Consider the following 16,026-nt stretch of genomic DNA (forward strand, 5'->3'; position numbering starts at 1 on the left):
TAGTCCCCTTTTACATGTTCATATTTGACTGGCCGCCATCTACATTAATGCTTGCACCAACAATCCAGGAGCCTTTAGGTGAAGCGAGAAACAGCGCCGTATTGGCAATTTCTTCTACCGTCCCAAAGCGTCCGGCCGGTATTTCCTGTTCCACGAAAGCCTTCATTTTTTCCGGATCCGCATCTATTCGTTTCTGCCAGTTCCCGCTTGGATGAAGGATGGAGCCCGGCGCAATCGAGTTGACACGAATTCCTTTTTTGATGGCTTCATCCGCCAAGGATTTGGTAAAGCTTATTAATGCGGCTTTAGCGTTATTGTATGTAGGCTTTCCTCCCGATTCTCTTCCGAAAATGGAAGTAATCTGCAGGATAACTCCTTCCTGCTTTTTTGTCATCTGCTCATACGCAAGCTTGCTTAAATGAACCGCGGAGAAAATAATTCCATTCCATCGCATGATAAAAGTCTTCCATGCCGGTTTCCAGAATAGATGTCCCACTGCTTCCTCCAAGATTATTTACGAGCACATCAATGCCTCCCGCTTCATCGAGAAAGGCTTGAAATACGTCTTCTCTCTGCTTTTCTTCTGTTAAGTCACCAGTTAAAGGGATTATATTGCTCTGCTTTGCTGCCATTTCATTTAAAATGTCCGTTGACCGGGCCGCTGCTCCAACAACTGCCCCTTCTGCAGCAAATGCTTCTGCAATACCGCGGCCGATTCCTTTTGAGGCTCCTGTGACAAGTACTTTTTTTCCTTTAAGCTCCAGATCCATCTTGCTTCCCCTCTCCTTGTTGCTGATGTAGTATTTTTTGGTGGGAGACTGGAAAAGCGTAGGCTTCCGCTTCCTTGAGCGTCATCCATTTCCAGTGTCCTTCTTCCGGTATTGTAACGTCATTATCTTTTGTTTCTGCTTCATACACAGTAATGTTCCAAATCAAATGGGAAAAAGCGTGCTCTACATACTGAACAGGTTCTATATTAACGGCTTCCATCCCTATGTGCTCCTCAATAAATACCTGGACCTGTTCTGCCTGAGGCTCTTCCTGTTTTGTTCCTGCATTTGGAAACTCCCACATTTTGGCAAGCAGTCCTTTTTCTTCTCTTTGATGAAAAAGAAAACGTCCATCTGGCGATTTCAGCACAACGGCTGCCATTTCCCGGGCTTTCGCGGCTTTCTTCTTTTCTTTAATAGGAAGAATCTGCTCTTTTCCCTGCATCCGGGCTTCACAGAACTCCTGGACAGGACAGAGCAGACACCCCGGAGAGCGGGGCGTACAGATCATTGCACCAAGCTCCATAACAGCCTGGTTAAACTGGGAAGGCGGCACATTTTCTAAAAATGGCGGAAGGGCGGCTTCAAATGTTTTTCTCGTTTTCGCTTTACCTATGTCCTCTTCAATACAGAGAAGCCGGGAAAACACCCTCATTACATTGCCATCCACCGCCGGCTCCGGCAGTTCATAAGCAATACTCATAACAGCGCCTGCCGTATAAGGCCCTACACCTTTTAAAGAAGAAAATAACTTCGGGTCCGACGGCACTCTGCCTTCATATTTCTCATGTACTTCTTTTACCGCATGCTGAAGATTGCGCACTCGGGAATAATAGCCAAGGCCTTCCCATGCTTTCAGTACCTTCTCCTCTTCGGCTTCTGCCAGATCTTTAATAGAAGGAAATTTCTCCATGAAGTTATTGAAATAAGGAATAACCGTGTCTACTTTCGTTTGCTGAAGCATTACTTCAGATACCCATATTCTGTATGGATCCTGGTTTTCCCGCCAGGGCAGGACTCTTTGGTTGTGATCGTACCACTCCAGCAGCTGCTCCTGAAAATGTGCTATATCTGTACTATTCCATTTATCTGTCATCATATCCTCCTGCTGTTTGCACTACTTTTTATTAAGCCGGGAAAATGCCCAGCAGTTCATCCCTGCTTCCCCTTTTTCAAGTAAAGGCAGAATCGTTCCGAATACTGTATCGGCTGAATCACTGCGCCTTTCTTTTATGTATTTATACTCATCCATAGAAGAGACTTCCAGCATTTCTACATAAAGCCCCTTCTGATCAGCAGCTTCATACCATTCAACCGCTCCCGAACCCAGAGCTTCCATTTCTTCAATTACTTTGCTCATTTCAGATAGATAGGTTTCCCTGTTGTTTTCCTTATCTTATACTCCATGAAAATTACAATAGGATTCTGCATAAACCCCTGTCCTTTCTGCATGCTGAGGCATGTCATCTATAAAATATCATGTTATAATTCTAAATAGACTTTTCATATTATATGAACGTTCTTTGAGGAACTGTTCCTGAAGGAGGTACCCTTGGATACTGCAACGCACGTTGTTATGGGTGTAGGAATCGGCGGTCTCGCTACGATGGATCCCGTGATCGCTGAAAATCCTGCTGCTCTTCAAACCGTAATGGCAGCCGTAATTATAGGGTCGCAGGCTCCTGATTTCGACACCATACTTAAACTAAAAAATAACGCGGTTTATATAAGATACCACCGCGGTCCTACTCATTCGGTGCCGGCTGTATTAACGTGGCCGCTGCTGATCTCCGGCTTCTTTTATATGTTTAACCCGGAAATTTCATTTCTGCATTTATGGCTTTGGACATTTTTAGCTGTATTTCTACATGTATTTGTAGATATTTTCAATGCTTACGGCACCCAGGCGTTGTCTCCATTTAATAAAAAATGGATCGGCTTGGGCGTTATTAATATCTTTGATCCATTTATTTTCTTTGCCCATATTTTCGGCTTTATTGCATGGAGCTACGGCCTCGATCCGGGATGGACCTTTCTGGCCGTTTACGCTGTTTTAATTATTTATTATATTTGGCGGTATAGAGTAAGAAATAACGTACTCAGAAAAGCCGCCCATTTTCATCCGGACGCTACTCACTTTTTCATATCACCTACGTACAATTGGAAAAATTTCCATCTCGTTGTACGGACGAAAGAAAAGCTTCACGTAACAGAATCGAAAAACAAAGTGCTCCGTTATTTGGAGAGTTACCCGTTTGAACCCATTCCATCTGACCCGGTTATTAATGCTGCACTTGATGACCGAAATCTTTCTTCCTTTTTATCCTTTTCGCCAACCTACAGATGGCTGGTCACAGAACTTGAAGATGGTTGGGAAGTAAAGTTCATTGACCTGCGGTACCGCAGCAAAGGCTTTTATCCTTTTGTTGCTGTCGTGCGGATGAACAAAGAGCTCGTACCCTACACGTCCTATACCGGCTGGGTTTTTTCTACGGAAACACTTGAAAAGAAATTAAAACAAGGAGAGCGGCTGCTGTAAAGCACCGCTCTTTTAATGTTTTGTACCGTCGGGCTCATTTAACATACCTGAAAATTTCTGGTTCGTCGGATTATAATTATGCAGGTGGGGCCCGTATTGACTGATCCACTGCAGCACAATTTTCTCCGTCATTTCTTTCCCCTTATACTCTCTTCCTGATTTGGCTCTGGTTGCTTCGAAATCTTCCCACAAATACTCGACCCACATCTTAGCCTTTGCTGTCGAAAGCTTCTCATTCTTACTTAATAGTATATTCGTCAGCCTGTTTATATGATCATCCATGGTGTTCCACCTCTTTTCCAAGCAGGGATAAAGGAAGTGCTTCTAACTCTTCGCTGCCTTTTCTGAATCCCCAGGCAAACACCCCATTGAAATAATCAATTAGAAATGTCGTATCTTCGTTTTTTACTTCGTAGGCACTTCCTTTGGAATAGTCTTCAGGATTTACCATATAAGCTTCCGCCAGTGTTTTTTTCTCTCATACACGGCGAGCTCACTGACCATTCCCATCTGCTCGGCTTTTTTTGCTTTTTCGTTCAGCTCGGCTATCGCCGTTCTTATCTCATGCTCTGTCATCTGACTGTATCGTTTTTCCACTGTGTACTCTCCTATTCTCCGGACACTTTCTGATCCAGAAACCGCTGTATAAGCTGCATGTTGAAGCCTTTTCTGTAAAGCTGTTCCTTTACTTTCTGCTGCAGCGTTCGTCCTTCTGCTTTCTTTTCCCACTTACGCAGGATTTTATCTCCGTGAACTTCGAGTCTTTCCCACTCTTCCTCTTCATCCGGTACGATATCTGCCTCTTCCCAGGCAATCGTGAATATTTCATTGTCGTAGCCTTTTTGACGGAGCGCATCCATCATTTTCTTTTTAAAAATAGTATGAGCATCTTTCTGACGCGCCGCTTTTTTCTGAATGATTTTTACCCCTTTATCAATCTGCTTTTCTTTTGTAAATTGCAGCAGGGCTTTTTCAGCTAGATCCGGACCAATCCCTTTCTGTCTCAGGTCACCGGTTATAATTTTTGGGCCTTTATCTGTGGTGTTTATTTTGGTGCGCACGAATGCTTCTGCAAATGCAGCGTCATCCAGGAACTTATAATCCAGTGCGCGGTTTACTGCTTCTTCTACTGCAGCCGGCGCGTATTCTTTCTCAAATAAATACTGCTCCACCTGCCATTTTGTCCGCATGGAAAAAGATAGATAATGAAGAACCGCATTCCATGCCCGGCGCTTTTGATCAAATGCTTCAATTGCTTCAAGCTCTGTATCAGTGAGCTCCAGCCCTTTTTTCAGACCGAATTCAACAATAGCTGATTCATCTACACTGAAGGCGTATTTCTCTTTGCCCTGCTCCTCTGAAAATATGTTGTACCGCTGGCTGTTTTTCTGCTGGGTTGTGATTTTTGCAACTTTCATTTTCCACCTCCATTGGCTGTATAGTGATTAACCTATTTCATTAAAGGGTAACTGTTGTGTAATATCCTTTTCGTTTACTATAAATGATAAAGAAATGAGGGTTCCATATGAATATTGCTATAAGCGGCGGAACCGGATTAGTTGGATCAGCATTAACCGGCTATCTTACCGCCCAGGGACACCATGTATATATCTTAACAAGAAATACAGAAAACAAACAAAATAAAGAGCGTATTACTTTTGTAGAATGGCTCGGTTCTTCCAGTACCCCGGAAAAAGAGCTTCCCGATCTCGATGCGGTTATCAATCTGGCCGGCGCTTCCATTCAAAAACGCTGGACAGATGACCATAAGAAGGCAATACTGCAAAGCCGCCTTTCTGCCACACAGGAAATTGAGCGTATTATTGGTGCTTTACCTTCTAAGCCTGAAGTTCTCATAAACGCTTCTGCGGTTGGATACTACGGTATTTCCGAGGAGGATGTGTTTACGGAAAGCAGTGGACCTGCTGAACGGAACTTTCTGCAGGAAGTTTCCGAACAATGGGAAGAAAAAGCACGAACTGTTGAGAAACACGGAGTCCGTCTCGTTCTTGCACGCTTCGGTCTTATTCTGGACGGCGAGGAAGGAGCACTTCCAATGATGATGCTTCCCTATAAGCTTTACACGGGAGGCCCTATCGGAAACGGCCGGCAGTGGTATTCATGGATCCACCTGCGTGATGTAGTGGAAATGATTGAATTTGCCCTTGAAACAAAAAAAGTAAAGGGACCTATGAATATAACCGCGCCGGAACCGCTTCGCATGGATGAATTCGGCCGGACACTGGGTGCGGTCATGAGAAGGCCGCACTGGCTTCCTGTACCAGGTATTGCTCTTCAGAAATCGCTTGGTGAAATGAGCGTACTGATTGTCAACGGACAGAAAGCACTGCCGGAAAAAGCCCTGGAGGCCGGATACACCTTTTCCTACTCTAAACTCGAGCCTGCACTTAAGGACCTTCTAGATAAATAAAATGAAAGCTTCTCTCTCGAAGAGAAGCTTTTTTATTTATTCGTTTCTTCATATATAGTCCTGTAATGCATACTATACTGCAGGAATCTATAAGCGCAGCCCGCTCTATACTCTTCTATCCCTTATAAGCACGATTAATACCGTTTAATCGCATCCATTGCCGTTTGATCTTTCCTGAAAACATCCGTATGATAAAAATAGATTAATAAACACGATGAATATCGCATTGTGGCTTGGCTGCGCCAAGTCATATTTTGTGAGATTTCCTGCTGAAAACCTCTAAAAAAAGCGGTAAAAAACGAGGTTTACGTTTGAAATAATCAAGGTATAGAAATATAAGGCAACTACTAACTTTTATAAGGGTGGTATACGAGATGGAAGCTAAAATGACGGAAACGGCTAATGTGATTGATTCATTAACTTTTGATAAACCAATGGTCGAAGATGGAGCGGACATGTGGGAATTAGTTAAAAACTCTACACTTGATCTAAACTCTTCTTACAAATATATTATGATGTGCGAATTTTTCGCAGAAACCTGTGTGGTTGCAAAGGAAAATGATGAATTGGTCGGGTTTGTAACGGCTTTTATCCCGCCTGAAAAGCAGGATACAGTTTTTGTATGGCAGGTTGGCGTAGATCCTTCTCAAAGAGGGAAAGGTCTTGCTGTTAGACTTCTTGATGCTGTGCTAGAGAGAGAAGCATGCAAAGATGTTAAATACATGGAGGCTACTGTAACACCTTCTAATGAAGCTTCCAAGGCTCTTTTCAAAAAAGTAGCCAGAACTCATGAAACAGAATATGATGTCTTTGAAACATTTGCTGAAGACTTGTTTCCGGATGACGAACATGAAGCAGAGCTTACGTTTAAAGTAGGACCGCTTAAATAATAGGTTTTCCCCTTCTGCCATTTCTAAAATGCGGGAGGTAACATATATTGAGGTTTCAGAATAATAAGTTAATACTAATCTGAGCGATACCCTTTAAGGAGGAGTAAAAAAAGCATGAATACAAATGACTTGAGTACTTTTAATAATTACGAATCTGAAGTAAGAAGCTATGTTAGAGGATTTCCTACAGTGTTTCACAAAGCAAAAGGATATAAGCTCTGGGATATGGACGGTAGAGAATATGTAGATTTCTTCTCCGGCGCAGGTGCTTTGAACTACGGCCATAACGATGAAAAAATGAAGCAGAAAGTACTTGAATATATTCAGGAAGATGGCGTGATTCATTCGCTTGATATGGCTTCAAAAGCAAAAGCTGAATTTCTTGAAGCTTTTCATGACATCATTCTTAAACCACGCAGCCTTGATTATAAAATAATGTTCCCTGGACCAACCGGAACAAATACAGTGGAAGCTGCTTTAAAGCTTGCTCGCAAAATTACAGGAAGAACCAATGTTGTAAGCTTTACCAACGGATTTCACGGTATGACTATCGGCGCCCTTTCTGTAACAGGTAATGCATTTAAGCGTAAAGGTGCCGGCATTCCGTTAAATCACACGGTATCTATGCCTTATGACAAGTACCTTGGTGCAAATGACCTTGGCCTTGAATACTTTGAGCGTTTCCTCGAAGACGGCGGAAGCGGTCTGGATAAGCCGGCTGCAGTTATTCTTGAAACAGTTCAGGGTGAAGGCGGACTGAATGCTGCACGTATGGAATGGATTAAAGAAGTAGATCGTATTTGCAAAGCGCACGATATTCTCCTGATCATTGACGATGTGCAGGCAGGGGTCGGCAGAACCGGTACATTCTTCAGCTTTGAACCGGCGGGTATCACTCCGGACATTATCTGCCTGTCTAAATCTATCGGAGGAAATGGTTCTCCACTGGCGCTTACACTTATTAAACCGGAATACGATAAGTTTGCTCCCGGTGAGCACAACGGAACTTTCCGTGGAAATAACCTGGCATTTGTAGCAGCCACTCAGTCCTTCCAGTACTGGAAAGACGATGCTCTTGAGAAAAATGTCCAGACAAAGGCTGAGCGCATTCACGCTTTTCTTGAAAAAATGATCGGCGAATATCCTGAGCTGAAAGGTTCTCACAGAGGACGCGGCTTCATGCAGGGCGTTTTCTGCGATGTCGAAGGGCTTGCTGATAAGATTACCGATAAGTGCTTCGAGCACGGCCTGATTATGGAAACTGCCGGGCCGAATGACGAAGTGTTTAAACTCTTCCCGCCCATTACTATTGACGATGAAGGGCTTGAAGCAGGATTGAAGCTGCTTGAGCAGTCAATTAAAGATACAGTATCATCTGAGAAAGATGCTGTTACCTCTTAATTCTCTGCGTATAAATAAAAAACCAACTAATACCAACACTAATGGAGGCACTAGATATGAAAGTAGTAAAATTAGAAGACGTACTTGGAACAGATCAAGAAGTAGATGACGGCAACTGGGTCAGCCGCAGACTCATTTTTAAAAACGACAACATGGGCTACTCTATTAACGACACTATTATCCGTGCCGGCACTGAGACACACATCTGGTATCAGAATCATCTTGAATCAGTATATTGTATCGAAGGCGAAGGTGAAGTAGAAACAATTGCTGACGGAAAAGTTCACCCTATTAAAGCCGATACTTTGTATGTACTTGATAAAAATGATGAGCACCTGCTTCGTGCAACATCAGATATGAGAATGGTATGTGTGTTTAATCCGCCGCTTACCGGACGCGAAGTTCACGATGAGAACGGTGTCTACCCTGTAGATAACAGCTAATTTCAATAACAAAAAGAGACTTCCTTTGCGGGAAGTCTCTTTTTGTTTGCCTTCTTTTCTTTGCTATTTATGAATGGGTTTGAAGGTTTAATGCTTCATAAGGATCCGAGTAGGTATAGCCGAGGTCTTTGCCACAGCTTCATAAGTTACATATCCGTTGGCAGTGTTCACACCCTTTTTAATGCATTTTCCTTAACAGCCTGAGCAATGCCTTTCGATGCAATCTGCAGTGTGTATGGCATGGTAACGTTCGTAAGAGCCTGAGTAGATGTTCTTGGAACAGCCCCCGGCATATTGGCTACAGCATAGTGCACCACGCCGTGCTTAATATACGTTGGATCATCATGAGTAGTAATTTTATCGGCCGTTTCGATAATACCGCCCTGATCAATCGCTACATCTACGACAACAGACCCTTCACTCATTGATTGAATCATTGATTCTGTTACAAGCTTCGGTGCTTTGGCACCGGGAATAAGCACTGCGCCAATAACTAAATCGGAGCTTTTTACAGCTTCCATAATATTTAACGGATTGGACATCAGTGTTTGAATGTCTCTTCCATACAAGTCATCAATTTCGCGGAGTCTTACTGGACTCAAATCGATGATAGTAACATCAGCCCCAAGTCCAACTGCTACTCTGGCAGCATTCAGACCAACAATTCCACCGCCTATAACCGTTACTTTTGCACGATGTACGCCTGGAACGCCGGAAAGAAGAATTCCTTTTCCACCTTTTGTTTTTTCAAGAAACTGCGCTCCGATTTGAGTAGCCATTCTTCCCGCTACTTCACTCATCGGTGTTAATAATGGAAGTGTGTGATTCATTTCGACCGTTTCATAGGCTACGGCCGTCACCTCATGCTTGACCAGTGCTTCTGCAAGCTCCGGCTCTGCAGCAAGATGCAGATAAGTAAAAAGCAGCAAGCCTTTGCGGAAAAACTGATATTCTTCCTGAAGGGCCTCTTTTACTTTTATCACCATTTCTGCCTGATGCCATGCATCGCCTGCAGAATGTACGATTTCTGCCCCTGCTTCCTGGTAATCACTGTCTGTAAATCCGCTGCCTTCTCCAGCTTTGGTTTCGATTAAAACGCTGTGGCCGCTTTTTATTAGACTCATAACTCCGGCTGGTGTGATCGCTACTCTATTTTCATTGTTTTTGATTTCTTTAGGTACACCAATAATCATAAAAGGACCCCCTAAGATATATTTGTACATTTAGTATATCTATCAATTTATGAAAAATCTTCGTGTACATTTAAAAACACAAAAAGCCGCTCGTTTGTGAAAAAACACAAACTCAACTGCTTATGTACTCCCGTAATGCAAATTCCATTAATAGAGAAAGCTGTTCATGAGGGTTTTTAGTATTCATGTGTGTAATTTCTTCAATCCGCTTCATGCGGTAAGCCATCGTATTAGCGTGAATGTGCATCATTTCGGCAGCTTTGTTCATGCTGCAGGACTGCAGAAAAATATAGAGGGTGTTTTATAAGCTCTGTATTGTTTTTCGTATCGTATATAGTTAGTTTATCTATTACCGGATGGGTCCGGTCCAGGTCTTCTGCATGTTCTTCTGCCGCTGCTTCCAGATATTTCAAGTAGCCTAACTGCCTCAAAAGTATATAAATGCTGCTCTGTCCAGGAGAGCCGCCTCTGCATTCTAATAACCACCTGTGCCTCTTCATAGCTGTTCTTTAGATAACACAGCGATACTTCCCGACCGCTTCCTATGAACTGGCGGGAAGTAAAACGGTCTTTAAGCAGCTGCAGAAGTTCATCCATAAAATGCCGTTCTGTGTTAAAAGAAGAACCCGCCGCAGGTTCAATCAGCATAATAACTTGATTATCCGTTCGTGTCTGGAGCCAAAGCTTCACTTTCTGAGACCTCGGACTAAATACATAACGGACCGAAACATAATGTCATCGATAGACTCCTCTGATTCCAGCACAACAATTAGCGGCCGGGCGGGAGCTTTTCCATGCCAGCGTCGAATTGTTTGGTAATAGCCGAGATTTCTTTAATATCCTCTGTTAAAAGTCTCCAGAAAAACTCTTCTTTGCTTTTTTCCTGCTGCTTGTTCTGCATATGCCGCTGCTGCAATTCTTTCGCAGCTTTTTCAGCCGCGGTTTTGAGCAGCTTTCCTGAACAGGCGAAAAAAGCATTATTGCCTTCAATCACCAGATATAGCCCATAATTTCCTGTTTCCGCCTGATCGCTATCGCCATTCTATTGCCAAGTCCTATGTCTTGTATGCTGGAGATGACGACCGGCTCCTGTTCTTTATGAAGGGCCGGAATCACTCCTTCTTTCCACAGCTTGTTGACCACGTTCTCCGGTACACGCCTGCTCATAATAGTCGATACTCTTGCTTCGTCCGAATAATCGCTGTGCATGCTGTAGGCTAAAAGCCGATGCCCCGCGTCTTCGATAGTGACAGGACCGCCCAGCATTGTGCTGATATAATCAGCAAACTCTTCAAGAGACTGGAATTTTTTATGAGATAAGGAAGCGTTATCCTTCATCCTCTGCCTCCTTTACGTCTGGATTGGATGAAAGTGAGAACCGCAAAGCTGGTAAATTTCATCTTCTTTATGCTTATCATAACTTATAAGAATAGCTGATGAAGGGCCGCAGGATACATATAGATTGACAGTGGAAAATGGGATGTCTTCCGGAACAGTTCCTTCTCTTTCAATGAGCCTCTGCCAATCATAGGCTACTCCCTTAGATCCTCCTGGGATTACGTCCCATACGTGATCATGTTCGACGAGTACTTTAAACATATGAAGAGGAACCATATGATCGCTCAATTCTATGACGTCATCCCGATAGCGGCTCCCCAATCACTGCAAAACCAAGATGATCAATTGAAGGTCTTTCGCGGCCTGCCATGCGGCTGTTGCCTTCCCCTATTACTGTAATACCAAGAGAAGACTCCTGCAGTTCTATATTAGATTCTGTACTTCCCGTCACAACGATATCCGGGTACCCAAGCGCTGTAGAGGTTCTTGTTACTTCTTTCTCAATCGTATTCCACGTATCTTCATAACACCCATTCGCTATCGTTACCGCAAAAGGAGAGCCTCCTCCGCTCAGCATTTCCATAAACACCACTCTCATTGTCATGGAAGCCAGCAGGTCATAGGAACATTTAACTTTGTCGCCTTCTTTTTCCCCGATTCCGGCGGCAAAGTCAGAACTAATGGCTATCTTCTGGCCTGCCGGCGTGTCTGCGTATTGAAAATTTCTCATGATAAGCCCTCCTTGTATATCTCTATTATACTCTTTCTATTGTTCTTTTGAAGAGGAATAAAATGTGGTTACTGCTTCTATCTGCGCGGTCTGTGGAAACATATCCACAGGCTGCACTTCCCCTATTGAGAAACCTTTTTTAAGAAGAATTTCGGCATCTTTTGCCAGCGTAGATGGATTACAGGAAATATATACAAGCTTCTTGGGCTGTATCTTTACAATCGTTTCTAAAAAAACATCATCACAGCCTGTACGCGGGGGGTCTACAAACACAACATCCGGCTGCCACCCCTCCTGCTGCCACTCCGGAAGCAGCTTTTCCGCTGCTCCTTGATAATACTTAAAATGACTGAAGCCATATGCATCTGCATTTCTAGAAGCATTGTTAATACTTGCCTGCTCAATATCCATCCCGCGGCCTTCTTTTGCCTGGTCTGCCATCCATATACCAATCGTTCCACTTCCACAGTATGCATCTACAATCCGCTCTTCACCGGTCAGTCCAGCTGACTTTTTTGCTTCATTATAAAGAACGACAGTCTGTTCTGGATTAAGCTGAAAGAAAGCCTGGGGAGAGAGAGAATAAGAATAGTTCTCCAGCGTTTCAGTTATCGTTTGTTCTCCCCAAAGATGTTCTGTTTTCTGACCGAATACAGCAGATGTCCTGGAAGGCTGTACGTTCAGAAAGACAGATACTACTTCCGGCAGATCCTTTCTCACACGGGCAATAACTTTCTTCTTGCTCGGCAGATCATCGCTCGAGGAAATAAAGGTAAGCTGCGCCGTGTTTTCCGCTGTAGAAATCCGGACTGCTATCGTGCGCAGGCCATTCTTTTTACGTTTTGCATCGTAAATAGGCAGGTCAAGTTCTTTAATAATAGCTGCTGTTCTTTGATTAATCGTTTCTACAAGCGGATTTTCCACCATACATCCCGGACCGGTAAGATCAACCAGGCGGTGGCTGTCCAGTGAGTAAAGTCCGGCCGCTGTTCTGCCTTCCCTTTTCTGCAGCTGCCACTGGCTTTTGTTCCGATACTGCCATGGGTGTTCCATTCCCTTTACTTCCTTAACCATAACCTTGTATTTCCCTGCGTATCGCTCAAATGCCTGAGCAACTATATCGCGTTTGTTTTTCAGCTGTCCTTCATAAGAAATATGCTGAATTTGGCAGCCGCCGCATTGATCATAAACCGGACACGGTGGAGATACTCGTTCCGGTGAAGCTTTTCTAATCGTTTTTATAACCGCTTCTGTATAATTTGGTTTTACCAGGCTTATCGCTGCTACAATTTCCTCTCCAGGCAGCGCACCGGCAACAAATACCGCTTTTCGTTTAAAAAAGCCGATCCCTTCCCCATTTATACCTAACTTTTTTATAGTCAATGGAATTTCCTCATGTTTTTTTAATGATACTTCTTTAGATGCCCGCTCATTTTGTTTCATTCTCTCACTCCATTAAGACACTGATTCGGTGCTCAGCCATAAATATAAAGCCGCATAGCTTTCATAAGGAGCCCATTTCAATGCTCGTTTTCTAATCTCTTCTTCAGAAGGTTTACTTTCCAGATTCAACAGCTGCTTTAAACCGTTTTGTATCCCAATATCTTTGGCAGGCATTAAGTCCAGTCTCCCAAGACCGAACAAAAGAAAGCATTCTGCAGTCCACGGGCCAATACCGCGAACAGCCGTTAATTTTTTATAACGTCCTCAGATGCGTTTGTTTCCATCTCCTCCAGTGATAAAGACCCTTCTGCAATCTGCCTGGAAGTATCGATAACATATTCTGCTTTACGTCTGCTGAACTGCAGCTCCGTCAAATCTGCTGCCGTAAGAGAGGCTGTTTTTTCAGGAGAAGGATAAAACCATGCGCCGTCCGATCTTTCTCCGTAACGCTCAACAAACCTTGTAGACAACGTATAGGCGAAGGCCATATTCAGCTGCTGATGAATAATCGTTTTTACTAAGCAGCCATAAAGCTCCGGTTCTCTCACCAGAGGAACTCCTTTGAACTTCTGAAATAAAGGAGCAACCTCTGTATCCTGAAAATGCATCGAAATATGTTCTAGATCTGTATTAAGAGCAAAGGCATTATATGCAGTACTTACAGCATGGTCTCTGTCATTGCATGTTCCGCTGATCGTTATTCGATTTTCTTTATTCACTGTTTGAAAAGAAATATCGAGTACCTCTTTGCTGCCCTGCTCTTTATAAGGAAACAGTATTCTATTCTCATGCAAAAATAGAATGAAGAGGGTCTGCTCCGACTCTCTGCAGCATTCGTTTGTAATTATAGACAGGTTCAATTACTGCTTCATATTCCCATCTGCTCATTGCCATTCCTCCAACCGTTCATTGTCCTATATTATAACATTTATCCTGTTTTATTAAGGCTTTAAAAGAAGGGTTCTCTTATTAAATACCTTTAACACTTTATATCAGTAAAGTAATTTGATAATTCATTTTTATTTGACTAATTATATCAATAAAAAAATATAACGCTTACTATGCTGGTAACATTAGAAACTGTTTTTTTCATAAAATCTTTATGGAAGAAAATCAATCATGATTATTATGAATAAATGTTTCAATTATAATAAATTGCCGCTATAATATACGTTGTGTGTTACTAAGCATACGTCAATTCTGAATATTTAGATATATTCAATAATTATTCATTAGGGGGATACTACATATGGAAGAAACTGCTAAAAAACGCGGCATGCTCCAGCGTTTCCTTGATATTGTTGAAAAATCAGGAAACAAGCTTCCGCACCCGATTACTCTATTTGCAATCCTGGCAGTAATCGTTGTCTTTCTCTCAGCCATTCTTTCCGCTACAGGGATTTCTGTAGAAGATCCGGCAGAGCCTGGAGAAATGATTACTATTACAAGTCTTTTATCCAGCTCGGGTATCGTCTATTTGTTTGAAAGCATGGTCGACAACTTCATAAACTTCGCACCTTTAGGTGTCGTACTTGCTACGATGATTGGTATTGGTATTGCTGAGAGGACTGGATTGATCAGCGTACTGCTTCGCTCCTTTGTTTTCTCTGTACCAACAAGACTGCTGACTGCAGCGCTCGTATTCGCTGGTATTATGTCGAGTGTCGCATCAGATGCGGGTTACGTTGTGCTTCCGCCGCTTGGAGCTATGCTTTTTGCCGCTTTGGGACGTCACCCATTAGCCGGTCTCGCCGCCGCATTTGCCGGGGTATCTGCCGGCTTCAGTGCCAACCTTCTTCTTTCTGCCACTGATCCGATGCTTGGAGAGTTAACGATGCAGGCTGCAGCTACCATTGATCCTGCATATGCAGACACCATGAACAACGCCATGAACTATTATTTCATTATCGTTTCTACTTTTTTCCTGACGATTGTTGGTACGATTGTTAGTGAAAAAATCGTGGAACCCCGCCTTGGTGAATACAAGGGAGACTATCGGGAAACGATCGGGAAAGCAACCTCTGAAGAGAAAAAGGGAATGGTATGGGCCGGTATTTCTTTTGTCGTCACAGCTGTTCTGCTCGCTTTCCTTGTTGTCCCGCAGAACTCTCCGCTTCACGGGGAACCGGGTAATTTTGTTGCTACATCACCATTCATGAGTTCTCTTGTCGTAGCTATACTGATCTTATTCTTTATCCCCGGGGTGGTTTACGGTATTGTTACGAAATCGATTCGTAACGATAAGGACGTTGCCAATCAGCTTTCCGACACGATGGCTTCGATGGGAATGTTTATCGTTCTGGCTTTTACTGCCGGTCAGTTTGTAGCCTACTTTAATGAAACAAACATGGGATTAGTATTAAGCGTATACGGCGCAGAATTTCTACAGAGCATTAACCTGCAGGGTATACCTCTTCTCCTTGTGTTTATACTGATTACAGGCTTTATCAATTTATTTATCGGCAGTGCCTCAGCTAAATGGGCAATTATGGCACCCGTCTTTGTTCCAATTATGATGCAGCTGGGCTATTCTCCTGAATTAACGCAAATGGCCTACCGTGTTGCTGATTCATCAACGAACATCATCACTCCACTTATGACGTATTTTGCGATTATTATCGCTTTTGCCCAGAAGTACGATAAGAAAATGGGAATTGGTTCACTTATTTCCGTGATGCTTCCATACTCCCTTGTTTTCTTACTCACCTGGTCTATCCTTCTTATTGTTTGGATGCTGCTTGGCCTTGATTTAGGACCCGGCTCGCCGATCAATTATGATGGATAACTTCTTCACTTACTCACATGTATTTATAGAAAGAGCAGCCCGGTTATACACCGTGGCTGCTCT

Annotated in this window: 19 protein-coding genes and 3 pseudogenes; 6 read left to right on the plus strand and 16 right to left on the minus strand. The window is 43.2% G+C overall.

All coding sequences use genetic code 11. From position 1 onward, the window contains the following. Positions 1 to 10 precede the first annotated feature (10 nt). The 3 genes and pseudogenes from MMY81_RS21785 to MMY81_RS21795 form a co-directional block, all read right to left on the minus strand. Positions 11 to 770, minus strand: a pseudogene (locus tag MMY81_RS21785) (SDR family NAD(P)-dependent oxidoreductase). Continuing rightward, positions 754 to 1,869 carry an A/G-specific adenine glycosylase gene (gene mutY / locus MMY81_RS21790; protein ID WP_252314505.1) on the minus strand — a complete coding sequence of 372 codons (1,116 nt, stop codon included), beginning with the start codon at positions 1,867 to 1,869 and terminating at the stop codon, positions 754 to 756. Before mutY ends, MMY81_RS21785 begins: the two are co-directional and overlap by 17 nt. Positions 1,870 to 1,887: 18 nt before the next feature. Beyond that, positions 1,888 to 2,130 carry a hypothetical protein gene (locus tag MMY81_RS21795; protein WP_252314506.1) on the minus strand — a complete coding sequence of 81 codons (243 nt, stop codon included), beginning with the start codon at positions 2,128 to 2,130 and terminating at the stop codon, positions 1,888 to 1,890. 192 nt (positions 2,131 to 2,322) lie between these two features. On the opposite strand from MMY81_RS21795, the gene MMY81_RS21800 reads away from it, so the two are divergent. Then, positions 2,323 to 3,309: a metal-dependent hydrolase gene (locus MMY81_RS21800; protein ID WP_252314507.1), complete on the plus strand. Its 987-nt coding sequence runs from the start codon at positions 2,323 to 2,325 to the stop codon at positions 3,307 to 3,309. A gap of 12 nt (positions 3,310 to 3,321) precedes the next feature. Here MMY81_RS21800 and MMY81_RS21805 read toward each other — a convergent pair whose 3' ends face one another. The 3 genes and pseudogenes from MMY81_RS21805 to recX all read right to left on the minus strand — a co-directional run bounded on the left by MMY81_RS21805 (position 3,322) and on the right by recX (position 4,727). Beyond that, positions 3,322 to 3,591 (minus strand): YfhJ family protein, encoded by a 270-nt coding sequence (locus MMY81_RS21805; RefSeq protein ID WP_252314508.1) that lies wholly within the window; start codon positions 3,589 to 3,591, stop codon positions 3,322 to 3,324. Further along, positions 3,584 to 3,906: pseudogene (locus MMY81_RS21810) on the minus strand (YfhH family protein). The gene MMY81_RS21805 and the pseudogene MMY81_RS21810 overlap by 8 nt, the downstream one beginning before the upstream one ends. 11 nt (positions 3,907 to 3,917) lie before the next feature. Further along, complete coding sequence (gene recX, locus MMY81_RS21815) at positions 3,918 to 4,727, minus strand: recombination regulator RecX (RefSeq protein ID WP_252314509.1); 810 nt, start codon at positions 4,725 to 4,727, stop codon at positions 3,918 to 3,920. Between the two features lie 107 nt (positions 4,728 to 4,834). Between recX and MMY81_RS21820 the strand changes: the two genes are divergently transcribed. The 4 genes from MMY81_RS21820 (at position 4,835) to MMY81_RS21835 (ending at position 8,474) form a co-directional block, all read left to right on the plus strand. Next, positions 4,835 to 5,740 carry a TIGR01777 family oxidoreductase gene (locus MMY81_RS21820; RefSeq protein ID WP_252314510.1) on the plus strand — a complete coding sequence of 302 codons (906 nt, stop codon included), beginning with the start codon at positions 4,835 to 4,837 and terminating at the stop codon, positions 5,738 to 5,740. A gap of 374 nt (positions 5,741 to 6,114) precedes the next feature. Then, positions 6,115 to 6,630 (plus strand): diaminobutyrate acetyltransferase, encoded by a 516-nt coding sequence (gene ectA / locus MMY81_RS21825; RefSeq protein ID WP_252314511.1) that lies wholly within the window; start codon positions 6,115 to 6,117, stop codon positions 6,628 to 6,630. A 114-nt stretch (positions 6,631 to 6,744) separates the two neighbouring features. Then, complete coding sequence (gene ectB, locus MMY81_RS21830) at positions 6,745 to 8,031, plus strand: diaminobutyrate--2-oxoglutarate transaminase (protein WP_252314512.1); 1,287 nt, start codon at positions 6,745 to 6,747, stop codon at positions 8,029 to 8,031. Positions 8,032 to 8,087: 56 nt separating this feature from the next. After that, positions 8,088 to 8,474, plus strand: coding sequence for an ectoine synthase (locus tag MMY81_RS21835; protein WP_120193619.1), 387 nt, complete (start codon positions 8,088 to 8,090; stop codon positions 8,472 to 8,474). Positions 8,475 to 8,541: 67 nt separating this feature from the next. On the opposite strand, the pseudogene ald reads toward MMY81_RS21835, so the two are convergent. The 10 genes and pseudogenes from ald to MMY81_RS21885 form a co-directional block, all read right to left on the minus strand. Next, positions 8,542 to 9,667, minus strand: a pseudogene (ald, locus tag MMY81_RS21840) (alanine dehydrogenase). Between the two features lie 112 nt (positions 9,668 to 9,779). Beyond that, complete coding sequence (locus MMY81_RS21845; protein ID WP_308215440.1) at positions 9,780 to 9,956, minus strand: helix-turn-helix domain-containing protein; 177 nt, start codon at positions 9,954 to 9,956, stop codon at positions 9,780 to 9,782. Between the two features lie 53 nt (positions 9,957 to 10,009). Then, positions 10,010 to 10,357 (minus strand): CdaR family protein, encoded by a 348-nt coding sequence (locus tag MMY81_RS21850; RefSeq protein WP_252314514.1) that lies wholly within the window; start codon positions 10,355 to 10,357, stop codon positions 10,010 to 10,012. A gap of 79 nt (positions 10,358 to 10,436) precedes the next feature. Further along, positions 10,437 to 10,661, minus strand: coding sequence for a hypothetical protein (locus tag MMY81_RS21855; RefSeq protein ID WP_252314515.1), 225 nt, complete (start codon positions 10,659 to 10,661; stop codon positions 10,437 to 10,439). Next, the gene (locus MMY81_RS21860; RefSeq protein ID WP_252314516.1) at positions 10,658 to 11,005 is read right to left on the minus strand and encodes a hypothetical protein; all 348 of its coding nucleotides are present in this window, start codon (positions 11,003 to 11,005) and stop codon (positions 10,658 to 10,660) included. The genes MMY81_RS21855 and MMY81_RS21860 overlap by 4 nt, the downstream gene beginning before the upstream one ends. Positions 11,006 to 11,017: 12 nt before the next feature. Further along, on the minus strand, positions 11,018 to 11,293 hold the full coding sequence (locus tag MMY81_RS21865; RefSeq protein ID WP_252314517.1) for a hypothetical protein: 276 nt from the start codon (positions 11,291 to 11,293) through the stop codon (positions 11,018 to 11,020). 10 nt (positions 11,294 to 11,303) lie between these two features. Continuing rightward, positions 11,304 to 11,735, minus strand: coding sequence for a hypothetical protein (locus MMY81_RS21870; protein WP_252314518.1), 432 nt, complete (start codon positions 11,733 to 11,735; stop codon positions 11,304 to 11,306). A 36-nt stretch (positions 11,736 to 11,771) separates the two neighbouring features. After that, positions 11,772 to 13,178 carry a 23S rRNA (uracil(1939)-C(5))-methyltransferase RlmD gene (gene rlmD, locus MMY81_RS21875; RefSeq protein WP_252314519.1) on the minus strand — a complete coding sequence of 469 codons (1,407 nt, stop codon included), beginning with the start codon at positions 13,176 to 13,178 and terminating at the stop codon, positions 11,772 to 11,774. A gap of 12 nt (positions 13,179 to 13,190) precedes the next feature. Next, a complete protein-coding gene (locus MMY81_RS21880; protein WP_252314520.1) occupies positions 13,191 to 13,352 on the minus strand; it encodes a hypothetical protein in 162 nt (53 codons plus the stop codon). Positions 13,353 to 13,423: 71 nt separating this feature from the next. Then, positions 13,424 to 13,726: a DNA-3-methyladenine glycosylase family protein gene (locus MMY81_RS21885; protein WP_252314521.1), complete on the minus strand. Its 303-nt coding sequence runs from the start codon at positions 13,724 to 13,726 to the stop codon at positions 13,424 to 13,426. Between the two features lie 701 nt (positions 13,727 to 14,427). Here MMY81_RS21885 and MMY81_RS21890 point away from each other — a divergent pair. Next, entirely contained in the window at positions 14,428 to 15,963 is a 1,536-nt protein-coding gene (locus MMY81_RS21890) for an AbgT family transporter (protein ID WP_252314522.1), read from the plus strand. Positions 15,964 to 16,026: the final 63 nt, after the last annotated feature.

It is taken from the genome of Sinobaca sp. H24 (assembly GCF_023845525.1).

Bases quoted from the DNA above. Each gene is read 5' to 3' on its own strand.
- MMY81_RS21835 (WP_120193619.1), top strand. From the start codon at position 8,088: ATGAAAGTAGTAAAATTAGAAGACGTACTTGGAACAGATCAAGAAGTA.
- MMY81_RS21820 (WP_252314510.1), top strand. From the start codon at position 4,835: ATGAATATTGCTATAAGCGGCGGAACCGGATTAGTTGGATCAGCATTA.
- rlmD (WP_252314519.1), bottom strand. From the start codon at position 13,178: ATGAAACAAAATGAGCGGGCATCTAAAGAAGTATCATTAAAAAAACAT.
- mutY (WP_252314505.1), bottom strand. From the start codon at position 1,869: ATGATGACAGATAAATGGAATAGTACAGATATAGCACATTTTCAGGAG.
- ectB (WP_252314512.1), top strand. From the start codon at position 6,745: ATGAATACAAATGACTTGAGTACTTTTAATAATTACGAATCTGAAGTA.
- ectA (WP_252314511.1), top strand. From the start codon at position 6,115: ATGGAAGCTAAAATGACGGAAACGGCTAATGTGATTGATTCATTAACT.
- MMY81_RS21795 (WP_252314506.1), bottom strand. From the start codon at position 2,130: ATGAGCAAAGTAATTGAAGAAATGGAAGCTCTGGGTTCGGGAGCGGTT.
- MMY81_RS21870 (WP_252314518.1), bottom strand. From the start codon at position 11,735: ATGAGAAATTTTCAATACGCAGACACGCCGGCAGGCCAGAAGATAGCC.
- MMY81_RS21805 (WP_252314508.1), bottom strand. From the start codon at position 3,591: ATGGATGATCATATAAACAGGCTGACGAATATACTATTAAGTAAGAAT.
- MMY81_RS21880 (WP_252314520.1), bottom strand. From the start codon at position 13,352: ATGCCTGCCAAAGATATTGGGATACAAAACGGTTTAAAGCAGCTGTTG.
- MMY81_RS21860 (WP_252314516.1), bottom strand. From the start codon at position 11,005: ATGAAGGATAACGCTTCCTTATCTCATAAAAAATTCCAGTCTCTTGAA.
- MMY81_RS21890 (WP_252314522.1), top strand. From the start codon at position 14,428: ATGGAAGAAACTGCTAAAAAACGCGGCATGCTCCAGCGTTTCCTTGAT.
- recX (WP_252314509.1), bottom strand. From the start codon at position 4,727: ATGAAAGTTGCAAAAATCACAACCCAGCAGAAAAACAGCCAGCGGTAC.